Origin of the sequence: Streptomyces sp. NPDC088923, assembly GCF_044749745.1 — a bacterium.
Taxonomy (GTDB): domain Bacteria; phylum Actinomycetota; class Actinomycetes; order Streptomycetales; family Streptomycetaceae; genus Streptomyces.
In genome coordinates, this window is sequence record NZ_JBIVIO010000001.1 from 1,209,251 (window position 1) to 1,222,528 (window position 13,278).

Here is a 13,278-nt window from a genome sequence, read left to right on the forward strand (position 1 = left end):
TCGTGCACCCGCCGACCCCCGTGACCCGGCCCCCGCGCGGGAGATGTCACCCCTCCTCCGGCTCCCCCTTGAGCAGGTCCCGCCCGAACTCGATCATCTTCCGCGCGTAATCCTCCGTCCACTGCGCCCGCTCGCCGATCGAGGCCGCCGAGAGGCGGTCGAAGCGGCGCGGGTCGGCGAGTTGCGCGGCGGCGATGGCCTGGTACTCGATCGCGCGGTCGGTGGCGGCGCGGAAGGCGTGGCTCAGCTCGGTCGCCCGGTCGAGCAGCCGGCGCGGGTCCTCGATCGCCTCCAGGTCGAAGAAGTGCTCGGGATCGGCCGCCACCTCCTTCGGCTCGTGGAGCAGCGGCGCGGGACGCAGCCGCGGTCGCCGTTCGGGCTCCGCCATAGAAAGTTCCTCCATCGCACGTACGGGTAACCCATTGTCCCCCGCCCCACAACCCCCGTGCCTGCGCATCCCCTCACCCTGGGGCGGAGCCCCATAAGCGGCCCGCCCCTTCACAGGCTCACCCGATGCCGCCCCCATTCATGGAGCACCGCGTGATGCGCCTCCCACCCGTCCGGAAACCGCAGCTCGACCCCCAGCCGCACCGGCTCCGTCGAAGGGTGCGCGTCCAGCAGTTCGGCCACCCCCGCCCTGCACACCACGAGGCACGCGTGCCGGTGCCGCGAGGCGAGCACGCACAGGCGGCCCGTCTCCAGGTGGAAGGCGGTCGCGTCGGGGCGGCCCGAGAGCGGGTGCAGGACGACGGTCACGTCGTACTCGCGGCCCTGGAGCCGGTTCGCCGTGTCCACGGTGACGTCCCTGACGTCGAGCGCCGCGAGCGCCTCGCGTACCGCCGCCGCCTGGTCGCGGTGCGCCGTGCCGACCGCGATCCGCGCCGCCGTGAGCGGCACCGCGTCCTCGCCGGGGGAGACCGAGGTGCCCTCGCGGTCCAGGAGCCGCCGCACGAGGCGCGCGATCGCGCCGACGGCCTCCGGGTCGGTACGGGGCGTGAGCTTCGCGGGCAGTTCGAGCAGCCCCCAGCCGCTCGCCGCCGCCTCGTCGATCACGGCGTCGTACGAGGAGCCGTCGCCGGGCCCGGCGAAGCCGAGGTGCCGCTCGCCGGGACCCGTACCGCTGCGGAAGGGCGTGTACGGGTAGAAAGCGGCGCTGACCAGCGGCGCGGCCGAGGCGGGCAGTCGCCAGGAGACCGGGAGGCGGTGCTGCGGGAGCTCCGGGTTGTGGGCGAGGAGGGCCGCGACGGCGGAGGCCGAGGGGTCGTGGGCGAGGCCCGCCCACTGGTCCGCGCCCACGAGCGCGAAGGGGTCGAGCTGTCCCGGGTCCCCGACGAAGAGGGCGCGCTCGAAGAGGCCCGCGACGGCGAGGAGCGCGTCCGAGCGCATCTGGTACGCCTCGTCGACGATCGCGTGCGGCCACGGCTCGACGTCCCGCACGTGCGCCCACTTCGCCGCCGTCGACACGACGACCGGCAGCTCCGCGAGGTCCCCGGCCCGGCTCGACTTCACGACCTGCGGGAACGCGTCGAGCGCGGCGTCGTAGGCGTCCTGGTCGCTGCTGTGCAGGCGCCCCACGGGCAGTTCGGGGTCCTTCGCCACGAGCCGCAGCACGAGGTCGTCGACCTGCGCGTTCGTCTGCGCCACGATCATCAGCCGCCGCCCGGCCGCGACGAGTTCGCGCGCGGCGCGCACGACGAGCGTGGACTTGCCCGCGCCGGGCGGCGAGTCCACGACGACACCCCGGTGCGTCCCGTGCAGCGTGTCCGCGAGGATCGCCTCGGTCGCGCGCGCCGCCTCCGCCCCGGGATCGAAGGTCTTCTCGTCCGTCCCCGCCCCGGGAGCGAAAGTCTCGGCGTCCGTCACAGCACGTCCTCCTCGGTCACCGCGTCCGGTGTCTCGGCCACGGGCGCCCCGCCCGGCGGGCCCCCGTGCGTCCACGGCGTCGCCTCCGCGTCCGGCAGTCCGGGCCCCGGCCGCTGATCGTGCGGGAAGAGCGTGAAGCACAAGGTTTCCCCGGCGGCCGGCACCGACCCCGCGTCCGGCTCCGCGCCGCGCCCCATCCGGTCCCGCACGGTGAGCAGCAGCGCCCCGTCCTCGGTGCGCCCCGTGAAGTCGGCGGTCTGCGGCTTGCCTTCGAGCACCCGGAACACCGGTGCCCGCTCGGCGAGTTGGGGCAGGTCCTCGGTGCGTACGGTGAGCACGGGCCGGGGGCGCGGCCTGCGCCCCTCGGTGTACGTCATCTCGACGGACTCGACGTACCCGTGGAACGCCTCGCCCGCGAGCCGCCGTTCGGCCATGACGAGCGGGTCGTCGAGCGCTTCCTGCGCGTCGAGCCGCGCCTGCTCGCGCTCGCGTGCGGCGAGTTTGCGCGCGGCGGTCACGGCGTCGTCGCGGCGCGGCTGCGGCGGCTCGCCCGCGGCGAGGCGGTCGCGGTGGCTCGTGTACGAGAGCCGGTCGCGCGTCCAGCGCTCGGCCGCGTACGGGGCCTCGGGCAGCGTACGGAGCAGGTCGAGCCCCTGCCACACGGCGTCCCACGTGGGCCGGGTCGCGCGCAGGACGAGCCGGCCGATCGCGTGCTCGGCCTCGTGCAGGGCGGCGAGGAGCGCGTCGGCCCGCTCGGGGTCCTCGGCGGCGGCGAAGTGCGGGCGGGCCGCGTCGTAGCGCTCGATCGCGGGGGCGAGGAGTTTGTTGTCGAAGGCGGGATCGGTCGCGGGGCCCGCCGGCGGGTGCCGCAACTGCCCCTGTTCGTCCCGCTCCAGCTCGGCGGCGAGCGCGGCGGCGGCGCCGTCGCTCCCCTCGGGCGGGTCGAGCCAGCCGAGGAGCGCGCCGAGGTGCTGCTCCTCCATCCGGCTCTGCCCCGTCGCCCAGTGCCGCCCGAGCAGCCCCGTCATCGGCAGCAGCAGCGCGGAGCCCGGCACCCGCGCGCGCTCCGCGAAGTGCGTGAGCCACCGCCCGAGCAGGGGCACCCGCGCGGGCGCCGGATACGGCTCGTCGGGGTCCTGCTCGGCGGTCCGCCGGAACCGCATCGAGCGCCCGAGCAGCCGCACGAACTCGATGCCCGCCGTACTCGGTACGAGCAACTGCGGCGCGTCACGGCACAGTTCGGCCTCGACCGTGACCTTCTTGCCGGTCTCCGGCTCGGTCTCCTTGCGCTCGACCGTCTCGACGTCGCTCGCGAACGACTCGACGTACGGGAGGACTTCGGCCGCGAGCGCCGCGAGGAAGCCGAAGCGCAGCTCGCGGTCGCGCGGCTGCGGCACGTACAGCAGCCGGGGGCGCTCGCGCTCGGTCCCGACGAGCGCGCCGAGCGGGGCGCCCGTCTCACCGGCCGTGGTGAGCGGGACGAGGACGAGCGGCCGGTCCGACAGGTGCCGGTGCAGGCGCGTGGCGAGCGGCTGCGCGCGGCCCGCGCGCACCGCTTCGAGCCGCGCCAGAGTGGCGATGAGTGACATCAGGCGGCCTCCCCGGCGCGGACGCCGCCGGGCGCGGTACGGGGCGCCGCCACCGGAAGGGCACCGCGCGCCTCCGCAGCCGTACCGCCACCGACGCCGCCCAGCGCCTCCCCCCGCAGCCGGTGCGCCCGGCGCAGCGCCGCGACCGCCGGGTCCGCCGGGTCGCCCGTCTCGCCGTGGGCCGCGGCGAGGACCGCGCCGACCGTCGCGAGCCCGCCCAGCTCGCCCCGTACCGCCCGCCCCAGCGCCGTCACCTCGTCGCCCGAGCGGGCCGAGGCGCGGCAGTGGAAGGCGAGTTCGCACGCGGAGAGGCACTCCGGGGCGTACGCGGCGGGCACGGCGGCGACCGCCGAGCGCAACTCCTCGGCGGGCAGCGCCGGGTCGAGGACCGTGCCCTCGGGGAGGGCGGCGAGCAGGTCGGGGACGCGCGTGAGCCGCGTGAGCTGGCGGCGCGTGACCGAGAGCTGCTTGCGGACGTCGACGGGGGCGCCGGTGGGGAGGTTGGAGAAGTCGCGCGGGCAGACGAGCAGCACGCTCTCGCGCACGCGCGCCGCGGGAACCGCCTCGGCCAGCCCCTCAAGGGCCAGCACGTACACCGCCGACTGCCGCGCCGCCGCGCCCACCTTCGCGGGATCGGCCGCGCCGTCGATCATCGGGAACGACTTGATCTCGACGACCGTCCACGTGCCGTCGGGGGCCACGACGACCGCGTCCGGCTCCAGGTACGCGGGCGAGCCCGCCACGTCGAGGGCGAGCATCGGGTGGTCGAGCAGCGTCCACCCCTCGCGCCCGGCCGCCTCGCGCAGCGCCCGCGCCGTCCGCTCCGTACGCGCCTCGGGGCCCCGCCCGGCGAGATCCGGTACGTGCCGGGACACGGACGTCGGCTCGGGGCCGCCGCCGAGCAGCGCGTGCGTCAGGCGCAGGAGTTCGGCGCCGCCGTCCGCCTTGACGCGCGCCTCGAAGGCGTTGCCGCGCATGAACGCGAACTGGGACTGCCCGGCGTCCGAGGGCGCGCCGAGCGCGGTGGCGAGGGCGTTCTTGTCGATGCCCGCGCCGTCGAGCAGGGCGCGGCGGTCGCAGCCCGGGTTGGCGGCGAGCGCCGCGAGCGCGCGGGCGTCGAGCGGGCGTGGCGCCGTCCCGGGTCCGCGCAGCTCAGCGAGCCGCCGCCGCAGCCCCGCCGGGGCGCTCGGCGGGGAGCCGGTGCGGGGGTCGTTGCTGGGGTATTCGCTCACCCGGCGAAGTCTCGCATCCCCCACTGACAACACCCCCACCGACGACACCCTCGCCGCCCGCGCCCATGGCCACCGTGTACGCGGTCCCGCCCGCGAGCAGTACGGGGCGCAGCCGCCGCGGCAGCCGGGACCGCAGCCACTCCCGCCCCCGGGCCGCGCCGCGCAGCACCGGGCGGGTCAGGAGCGCTCCGGCGCCCATCACGGCCGCGCCCGCGAGCGCGTCGAGCAGGTAGTGGTTCGCCGTCCCCATCACGACGAGCGCCGTGATCGTCGGGTACGCGATGCCCGCCGCCCGCATCCAGCGCGTACGCGCGTGGCGCCACAGCAGGAAGCCGCACCACAGGGCCCAGCCGACGTGCAGGCTCGGCATCGCCGCGTACTGGTTCGTCATGCCGCCGAGGCCGCGCGGCGCGCTCGCCTCGCCGCCCCACCAGCCCCAGTCGCTGAACTGCGCCATGGTGTCGACGAAGCCGTGCCCCGCCGCGAGCAGCCGGGGCGGGCACGTGGGCAGGAACGTGAAGCCGATGAGGCCGATGAGCGTCGAGGTCATCAGCCAGGTGCGGGCGGCGCGGTAGACGGTGTGCCGGGCGCGGAAGAGCCAGATCAGCACGAGCGGGGTGACGAGGTAGTGCAGCGAGGCGTACCAGAAGTCGGCCGGGATGCCGAGCCAGGGCTCGCGGGTGAAGAGGCGGTTGAGCGGGTGTTCGAGGTTGATGTGGAAGAACTTCTCCACGCGGAGCACGGCGAGGCCGTGGCCTATCGCGTCCCGCACGTCGCCGCGGGCGAAGAGGCGGCCCGCCGAGTAGACCCCGTACAGGAGCGCGAGCAGACAGATCTCGCTCCACCAGCGCAGCCGCACGGGACGTGCGGGTGGCGGGGGCTCGGCGGGTATACGGGGGCCCGCGGGTACGGCGGGGTCCGCGGATGTCGCCGAGCCCGCGGGTATCGCGGGGTCCGCGGTGGCGGACGCTCCTTCCGGCTTCCGGCGTACAGGGCCGGGCCCGAGAGGGGCCGGGGCCTCCGTCTGCTGCATCCGCTCGTTCTCCTCGCTCCGCCGCTTCCAGGCCGGGTGCCCGCGCCCGCCGCACCCAGACCTCGCTTTGGCGCGGCGGCCCACTTTACGTACGGATGCGGCCTTGTGACGGGGGTGGCCCCCGTGACGTGCGATCCTCGCGCGCCACGTGGGCTTTCAGGGCGGTTCTCCCGGGGTTTCCCCGAAAAGATCACGCGGTCCCCGAAGAACACGGGCACCCCGCCCAAGCGGGACGAACCCGCGCGGAGCGGGCGCCGGGGACTGCGCGATGATGGGGCGGCGCGCCGTCGAGCCGTACGCCCCGCGCCCCGTCCCGCACTCGTACAGGAGAGACCCCGTCATGTCATCGTCGCCCGCCGCCCGCGTCCTGCTCGTCCGCCACGGGCAGACCGCCTGGTCCCGCTCCGGGCAGCACACCGGGCGCACCGACATCCCGCTGCTCGACGACGGCCGGCGGGACGCGGCGCTGCTCGGCAAGCGGCTGCGCGGGGAGCCCTTCGCCGGGCTCACGGACGCGGTGGTGCGGACCTCCCCGCTCGCGCGCGCCGCCGAGACCTGCGAGGTCGCCGGGTTCGGCGGGCGCGCCGAGCCGTGGAACGCGCTCATGGAGTGGGACTACGGCGAGTACGAGGGACTGACGCCGGCCCAGATCCAGGAGCGCGACCCCGGCTGGTTCCTGTGGCGCGACGGGGCGCCCGGCGGCGAGTCGGTCGCGGAGATGACGGACCGCGTGGACTCGGTCGTGGAGTGGGCGCGGGCCGTGGGCGGCACGGTGGTGCTCTTCGCCCACGGCCACGTACTGCGCGCGGTGTGCGCGCGCTGGCTGGGGGAGCCGCTGGACTTCGGGGCCCGGATCAGGCTGGCACCGGCGTCGCTCTCGGTACTGGACTGGGCGTACGGGCGCCCGGCGATCGACACGTGGAACGACTCCTCGCACCTCTTTTGATGGCGTCGGCTTCGCCTCCGGGAGCGCCCGTGCCGGTGTCGAGTCACCCGACGTGCTCGGTCACTCGTTCCTCGCGACCTGCGCGCGACGGGCGCCTCGACACCGTCGCGCTCCCTTCGGCTCTGCCGACGCTGCTTGGGCCTGTGGGGCTCGGGTGGCTCAGGCCGCCGCCAGGAAGTGCGCCACCTCCCCGCTTCCCCCGCCCCCGTACCGCGCCAGGCGCCCCCGTGTCCTGCGGAGCATGTCGTCGACGCGGGAGGAGCGGACCTGGCGGTCGAGGAGGCGGAGGACGGCGCGGCCGGTGGTCGCCGCCTCCTCCGGGTGGTCGGCCGCGCTGAGGTTCTGGGCGAGTTCGGCGGTGTAGAGGGCCTGGTTGCGGGTCAGGTGCGGGGTGCGGGTCGCGGCGTGGGACGCGGCGCGGCGGGCGTGGGCGATCGCGCGGGGCCAGTCGTCCAGGCTGCTCCAGCACTGCGCTTCGAGCCAGTCGAGTTCCGCCTCGCTGTAGAAGCAGAGCAGCCACTCGGGGTCGTCGGGCCCCGGCCCCTTCGCGTACAGCCGGTGGGCGCGCGCGAGCGCCTCCTCGCAGGCCGCGCGGTCCGCGAGCCCGGCGCGCCCGCTCGCCTCGCGCAGCGCGAGCAGCGAGAGGAGGTGCGGTGCGGCGAGCCGCCGCGCGGCCCGCGCCCCCGCCTGCGCCGCGCGCACCGCCTCGCGCGGGTGTCCCGCGTCGCGCGCGAGGAAGGCGGAGTTGCAGAAGGCGTGCGCCTCCAGGCCCGCGTCGTCCGCGAGGCGGGCCGCCGCGAGCGCTTCGCCGTAGTGGGAGCGCGCGTCGGCGTAACGGCCCGAGTCGTGCGCGAGCCATCCCACCGAGATGGACAGCTCGCCCGCCGCCGCGTGCAGTCTGTCGCTCGTGGACTGCCGCGCGGTGCCCGCGTCGAGGAACGCGTGGGCGCTGCGGAGCGCTCCGGCCGCGTGCTGGAAGATCCGGCCCGCGCCGTGTCTGTCGTCGAGGCGCCTGATCTCCCGTACGGCCTCCTCGACGGCGGCGACCTCCCGCTCGCCCGCCCGCTGCCCCGGAAGCGCCGGGATGCGCGGCACGGCCGCCGCCGCCCCGCCCGTACCGAGGAGTCCGGCCGCGAGCGCGCCGGCCGTCGCCGCCCCTGAACCGATGAATGCGCGACGGTGCACGTCGCTCTCCTCGTCGTGTCGGTACGGCTCGCCGTCGCCGGGCGCGTACCGGTGCCCGGTCGGCTGCGGCGCGCCCGGTCGCGGCGGCGCGTACGGCGGGTGCTGGTCGGGGGGCGCGGGGCGTGCCGCTCTGCGTCCCCGTACCGTCTCGCGCGGAGCGAAACCGAGGTCACTGAGTGTGTGCCCGGGAAACAGGTGCAGGAACACTCGTTCGTAGGCGTAATTCGGGCAGCGGATCTCTCCGGCCTCGACGCGCCCGATGTACCGCGCGTCGCACGAGACCGCTTCGCCGATCTCCCGTCCCGCCCGTCGCACCCGCGCCGCGAACTCCCCGGGCGAGAGCCGCCCGCGCAGGGCGCGGAAGGCCGTGTTGGGCCGTGGAACGCGCTGCTCCGGCACCTGTGGGGGCGAGTTCGGCACCTGTGGGAGCGAGGTGGCGCCCCGCTGCGCGGCAGGCTCCTGGGACGAAAGCGGCTGCGGTGCCGACGAGGTCATGACCGGCCTTTCGTGCGGTACGGGGTCGGGGCGTGGCGCCCGGAGAGCCGGGGCCACGCGTGTTCCGACGGAGCAGAAAGATACCCGCTGTGACCGAATCGACACAGGCGGTTCGTGACAGAGGAGGGGCGGGCCGTGATCCGCCATGAAATGCCATGCTTCCCGGTGGTGTCGTGCCGTAGCCCCTGACGGGGTGTGCGCGTTGGACGGTGCGGGGAACGAGGAGCCCGCCCCCGGCCTGGCGGCCGGGAGGTGCCCCCAGGCTTCGCAGCGACCAAGGAGGGGTTCCCGTGCCGGAGTCCACTGCGTCCACCGATCCGATGTCCGCCCAGCCGCCGATGGGCCCGCCTCCCGCCTGGGACCTCGTCACGGTCCCCGTGCGCCAGGGGCTGGAAGCGGTCGACATTCTGCGCCGCAGCACACCGCTGCTCGGCCCCGTCGTGCACGACGCCCCGTGCGAGACGCTCGGCTTCGTCGTCCCCGAGGGGACCGCGCGCGGCTGGGACGTCCCGGGCAGCGCGTGTACGGAGACCGCCGGGCGCGGACTGCGCCTCACGACCCCGCCGGACGCCTGCGGGCACACGGGCAACGCGACGGGTACGTGGCTGCTGCCACCCGAGGAGAGCGGCGAGTCCACGGACCCCGCGGTCCTGCGCCACGCGCTGGGCGAGGCGGCCCGCACGATCGAGGCGGCGGACGGCAGGAGCTGACCCCGCGGAGGGCCGTCGACCGCGCGGGCCCGGGACGCGGGCCCTCGGCCGGACTTCGGACGACGGCGACCGGTCCCCGACCCGACGGCAGTCGGACCCCGTCCCAGCGGCACCGGGCCCCCACGGAACGCTTCAGCTCCCGAACGCCTCAGTCCCCGAACGCCCGCTCCCCGCTCCGCCCGGGGCCCGCTCCCCGCTCCCCCGCGTCCCGACCCCGCTCGGCCCGGTCCCCTGCCGCCCCTACTGAGCGAACACCCCGTCCGGCGGTGCCGGTGACCGTTTCGCCGTGTCGTCGCGTACCGTCGCGGCGCCGCCCGTGAAGTCCCGCAGCGCGCGGCCGTGTTCGACCCGGCCCGGGTGGGGGTCGGAGGCGACCGCGCGGGTGTAGGGGGCGAGGGGGAGCGGGGCGGCCGAGGCGGCGAGGACCGCGTTGCCGAAGTGTCTGCCGCGCAGCACGGCGGGGTCGGCGGCGAGGGCGAGTTCGGGGAAGACCTCCGCCGCCGTCGCGATCTGGCCGCGCAGGAAGGCGAGCGGCGGGCCGTCGGTCAGGTTCGCGACGTACGTGCCCGCCGGGGCCAGGACGCGGCGGATCTCACCGAGGTACTCGACGCTCGTGAGGTGCGCGGGCGTGCGGGCGCCCGCGAAGACGTCCCCGATGATCAGGTCCGCCCACTCCTCGGGGAGCTTCCCGAGCACCTCGCGCGCGTCGGCGGCCCGTACCCGTACCCGCGCCTGCGGGTCGAGCGGCAGGTGCTCGCGCACGAAGGCGGTCAGCGCCGCGTCCACCTCGGCGACCTGCTGCGTCGAGCGCGGGCGGCTCGCGGCCACGTACCGCGCGAGCGACAGCGCGCCGCCGCCGAGGTGCAGCACCCGCAGCGGGCGACCCGCCGGGGCGATCAGGTCGGCGAGGTGGCCGATGCGGCGCTGGTAGGCGAAGTCGAGGTGCCGGGGCGCGTCGAGATCCACGTACGACTGCGGCGCCCCGTCCAGCGTCAGCGTGAAGGCCCGCGCGCGCCCGCGCTCGGGGACCAGCTCCGCGCGCCCGCCGGCCACCTCGGCCGTGAGCCGCCCGGCCTCGTTCCTCTTCCGTGCCATCCGGGCATGGTACGGGGACGGCGCCGAGCCCTCGCAGGTCACGGGCGTCCCGCACCGGCGGCCCCCCCGTCCTTATCGCGCCAACCACTCACCCGCTAGGGCCGTTTGGGCCCTTTCGGGGTCCCCCCGCCCGCCGCATGGGCTACCGTCCCTGCCTATGGCGCGTGTGCTCGTGGTGGAGGACGACCCGTTCGTGCGTTCGGCCCTGATCCGGCACCTGTCGGAGGCCGCGCACGCGGTGCGCAGCGTGGGCACGGCCCTGGAGGCGCTGCGCGAGGTCGCCCAGCACGAGGTGGATCTCGTCGTCCTCGATCTGGGCCTGCCCGACCTCGGTGGGGCCGAGGCGCTGCGGATGCTGCGCGGCCTCACCAATGTGCCCGTCATCGTCTCCACGGCCGGCGAGGACGAGGCGGAGATCGTCCGCCTCCTCAACGACGGCGCGGACGACTACCTCGTCAGGCCCTTCTCCGCCGTCCACCTCCTCGCCCGCATGACCGCTGTGCTGCGCCGCTCCCGGCCGATCCGCGAGGAGCCCGCCGGGGTCCTCACGGTCGGCGGGCTGCGCATCGACCCCTTACGCCGTCGAGCCGAACTCGACGGCCTGGTACTGGAGTTGACGCGCCGCGAGTTCGACCTCCTCGCCTTCCTCGCGGGCCGTCCGGGGGTGGTCGTCCCGCGCCGCGAGCTCCTCGCCGAAGTGTGGCAGCAGTCCTACGGCGACAACCAGACCATCGACGTGCACCTGTCCTGGCTGCGGCGCAAGCTCGGCGAGACGGCGGCGACCCCGCGCTACCTGCACACGCTGCGCGGGGTCGGCGTGAAGCTGGACCCCCCCGTGCGCGAGCCGAAGCCCGCACCGCCCCTGCCCGTACCGCCCCCGCCGCCGACCCTGCCCCTGCCGCCGCGCGCTTGACCCGCCCGCGAGATACCGCCAGGGCCGCCCGCGAGATACCGGCCGCCGTCGCGCGCCCCGACGCCCCCGGCGCACCCGCCCGGTGGGACGGCTCCACCCCGTGGACGGGACCGCCGGAGGATTTCCGCGGACGCGCGGGTTTTCCCTCGCGAACCACGGGCACCCGGCTTGTGACGGAACTTACTGGACCAAACGGACGGAGCGCGACATGGCCGCGGACGACAAGACCCAGGCGAAGACCGAGCAGGCCAAGGGCAAGGTCAAGGAGACGGCTGGTCGCGCGGTCGGCAACGAGCGGCTCACCGCCGAGGGCCGCGCCGACCAGGTCAAGGGCGATGCCCGCCAGGCCAAGGAGAAGATGAAGGACATCGCCAAGGACTGACGCCGCCTCGTGTCCGGCCGGTTCGTCCGGCCGGACCGAGGGAAGCGCGGAGCGCCTGGCGGTCCCGCTCGCGGGTGGTGGCCCCGGAGGACTCTTCCGGGGCCACCACCCGTTTCCCGTATGCCCCGCCCGCCCGCCTGCTGGCCGGCGTCAGTCCTTCGCCTGCTGCCACTCCTCGTAGTACTCGTCGAAGACGGCCCGCACGTAGTGCCCGATCCGCAGGTAGTCCAGGTCGTCCAGGTTCGCGAGCGAGACCCGTACCGACCACTCCGGGCCGTCGAAGCCGCCGCCGTTGAGGAGGACGACGCCGGTCTGCTCGGCGAGGCGGAAGAGCGGGTCGATGGGCTCGTAGGTGTCCTGGAGGTAGCGCGCGAACTCGGGGCCGCGCGTGCGCTCGGCCTCGGCGAGCAGGTCGAGTTCGATGTAGTACCCGGCCCGCAGCGGGTCCTCGGCGATCTTCATCTCCGCTCCCTCCAGAAGGAGCCGGAGCCGGTCGGCGACGATGCGGCGGATGCGGTGCTTGTACGCCTGGCCCTCGTCGAGCAGGTCGAAGAGCGAGAACAGCGTCATGAGGACCTGCTGCGGCGTCGAGAGCCCGGCCGTGTGGTTGAGCGCGACGTCCCGCGAGTCGGCGACCATGCGGTCGATGAACCGCATCTTCCCCGGTTCGAGGGTGAGCGTCCCGTACCGCTTCGCGAGCCGGTCCTTCGCCTCCTGCGGCAGCGCGGCGATCCTCTTGTCGATCACGTTGTCGTCGTGGAGCGCGATGACGCCGAGCCGCCAGCCCGTCGCCCCGTAGTGCTTCGAGTACGAGTACACGAGCAGCGTGTTGTGCGGGAGGTCGGAGGCGAGCGAGACGAAGCCCTCGACGAAGGTCCCGTACACGTCGTCCGTCACGACGACGAGGTCCGGGTTCGGCCCCGCGACGATCTCCTTGAGCTGGTTCCTGACCCGCTCGCTCAGCGCGAGGGAGGGCGGGTTGCTCGGGTTGACGAGGCACACGAGCCGGATCGAGGGATCGGCGAGCTTCGCGACCTCCTCCTCGGGGTAGCGCCACTCGCGCACCCCCTCCTCCGCGAACATGCTCGCGCGCACGAGGACGACATCGAAGTCGAAGGTGTCCAGTTCGGGGATCTCGATGTACGGCGTGAAGACCGGCACCATGAGCGCGATGCGGTCGCCCTTCTTGACGACGTCGTTCTTCAGGAGCGAGTCGAAGATGTAGCACATCGCGGCCGTGCCGCCCTCGGTCGCGAAGAGGCTCACGTTCCCCTCGGGCAGCGTGCCCCCGTACATCTCCTCGCCGAGGTATCCGCGGATGATCCGCTCGGCGCACGGCAGGATGCGGTCGGGCACGGGGTAGTTGTCGGCCGTGATGCCGTCGGCGAGTTCGTGGACGAGGGTGTCCTCGTCGAGCCCGAAGCGCCGCAGCGCCTCCTCGACACACCGTTCGAGCAGTTCCACGCCCGGGAGTTCGGGGTGGCGGCGCAGGAACGAGCCGAAGCGTTCGCCCGCTCCGCGCGCCTCCGGCATCCCGCCGAGGTTGTCGGCCGTCCACACGCGCTTGGACTCCTCCAGCGCGAAGTAGCCGAGCGCGTGAAAGGCTTCGCGCGGCCCGGTCGCGACCCAGTTCGGGTTGCCGCGGCCCGCGTTGAGCATCTGCGTCTGCGAGGTGCCCTTCTGGCCCGGCTCGTCCTCCTGCTTGTGCTGGGCGAGGTCGACGAAGACGTTCTTCAGCTCGAACGGGCTGAGCTGCCCGTACCGCCGGATCTGCTCGCGGCTGTAGCCGGAGGAGTGGTCGACGGCGCGGGATGCGGGCTGGTTCATGCGTACGA

General features: G+C 75.0%; 12 protein-coding genes. 4 read left to right on the forward strand and 8 right to left on the reverse strand.

Translation table 11 applies throughout. The features are described from left to right. Positions 1–46 precede the first annotated feature (46 nt). The 5 genes from ACIP4O_RS05730 to ACIP4O_RS05750 all read right to left on the reverse strand — a co-directional run bounded on the left by ACIP4O_RS05730 (position 47) and on the right by ACIP4O_RS05750 (position 5,630). Positions 47–388, reverse strand: a complete 342-nt coding sequence (locus tag ACIP4O_RS05730) for a hypothetical protein (RefSeq protein WP_361331516.1) — start codon at positions 386–388, stop codon at positions 47–49. A 110-nt stretch (positions 389–498) separates the two neighbouring features. Beyond that, the gene (locus tag ACIP4O_RS05735; protein WP_401571878.1) at positions 499–1,863 is read right to left on the reverse strand and encodes an AAA domain-containing protein; all 1,365 of its coding nucleotides are present in this window, start codon (positions 1,861–1,863) and stop codon (positions 499–501) included. Continuing rightward, positions 1,860–3,452, reverse strand: coding sequence for a hypothetical protein (locus ACIP4O_RS05740; protein ID WP_401571880.1), 1,593 nt, complete (start codon positions 3,450–3,452; stop codon positions 1,860–1,862). Before ACIP4O_RS05740 ends, ACIP4O_RS05735 begins: the two co-directional genes overlap by 4 nt. Further along, a complete protein-coding gene (locus ACIP4O_RS05745) occupies positions 3,452–4,684 on the reverse strand; it encodes a hypothetical protein (RefSeq protein WP_401571883.1) in 1,233 nt (410 codons plus the stop codon). The genes ACIP4O_RS05740 and ACIP4O_RS05745 overlap by 1 nt, the downstream gene beginning before the upstream one ends. Beyond that, positions 4,605–5,630 carry a phosphatase PAP2 family protein gene (locus ACIP4O_RS05750; RefSeq protein ID WP_401573840.1) on the reverse strand — a complete coding sequence of 342 codons (1,026 nt, stop codon included), beginning with the start codon at positions 5,628–5,630 and terminating at the stop codon, positions 4,605–4,607. The genes ACIP4O_RS05745 and ACIP4O_RS05750 overlap by 80 nt, the downstream gene beginning before the upstream one ends. Before the next feature lie 427 nt (positions 5,631–6,057). Here ACIP4O_RS05750 and ACIP4O_RS05755 point away from each other — a divergent pair, with 427 nt between their 5' ends. Beyond that, positions 6,058–6,663 (forward strand): histidine phosphatase family protein, encoded by a 606-nt coding sequence (locus ACIP4O_RS05755; RefSeq protein WP_401571886.1) that lies wholly within the window; start codon positions 6,058–6,060, stop codon positions 6,661–6,663. 159 nt (positions 6,664–6,822) lie between these two features. On the opposite strand, the gene ACIP4O_RS05760 is transcribed toward ACIP4O_RS05755, so the two are convergent. Further along, positions 6,823–8,343 carry a hypothetical protein gene (locus tag ACIP4O_RS05760; RefSeq protein ID WP_401571889.1) on the reverse strand — a complete coding sequence of 507 codons (1,521 nt, stop codon included), beginning with the start codon at positions 8,341–8,343 and terminating at the stop codon, positions 6,823–6,825. Positions 8,344–8,663: 320 nt separating this feature from the next. Between ACIP4O_RS05760 and ACIP4O_RS05765 the strand changes: the two genes are divergently transcribed. Further along, a complete protein-coding gene (locus ACIP4O_RS05765; protein ID WP_361331550.1) occupies positions 8,664–9,053 on the forward strand; it encodes a hypothetical protein in 390 nt (129 codons plus the stop codon). 240 nt (positions 9,054–9,293) lie between these two features. Here ACIP4O_RS05765 and ACIP4O_RS05770 read toward each other — a convergent pair whose 3' ends face one another. Continuing rightward, a complete protein-coding gene (locus ACIP4O_RS05770) occupies positions 9,294–10,148 on the reverse strand; it encodes a spermidine synthase (protein ID WP_401571892.1) in 855 nt (284 codons plus the stop codon). Between the two features lie 157 nt (positions 10,149–10,305). On the opposite strand from ACIP4O_RS05770, the gene ACIP4O_RS05775 reads away from it, so the two are divergent. Together ACIP4O_RS05775 and ACIP4O_RS05780 are read left to right on the forward strand one after the other, a co-directional pair. After that, the gene (locus ACIP4O_RS05775; RefSeq protein ID WP_401571895.1) at positions 10,306–11,061 is read left to right on the forward strand and encodes a response regulator transcription factor; all 756 of its coding nucleotides are present in this window, start codon (positions 10,306–10,308) and stop codon (positions 11,059–11,061) included. Between the two features lie 208 nt (positions 11,062–11,269). Next, entirely contained in the window at positions 11,270–11,443 is a 174-nt protein-coding gene (locus tag ACIP4O_RS05780) for a CsbD family protein (RefSeq protein WP_164287404.1), read from the forward strand. Positions 11,444–11,593: 150 nt separating this feature from the next. Here ACIP4O_RS05780 and ACIP4O_RS05785 read toward each other — a convergent pair whose 3' ends face one another. Then, a complete protein-coding gene (locus tag ACIP4O_RS05785; protein ID WP_401571899.1) occupies positions 11,594–13,270 on the reverse strand; it encodes a bifunctional aspartate transaminase/aspartate 4-decarboxylase in 1,677 nt (558 codons plus the stop codon). Positions 13,271–13,278: the final 8 nt, after the last annotated feature.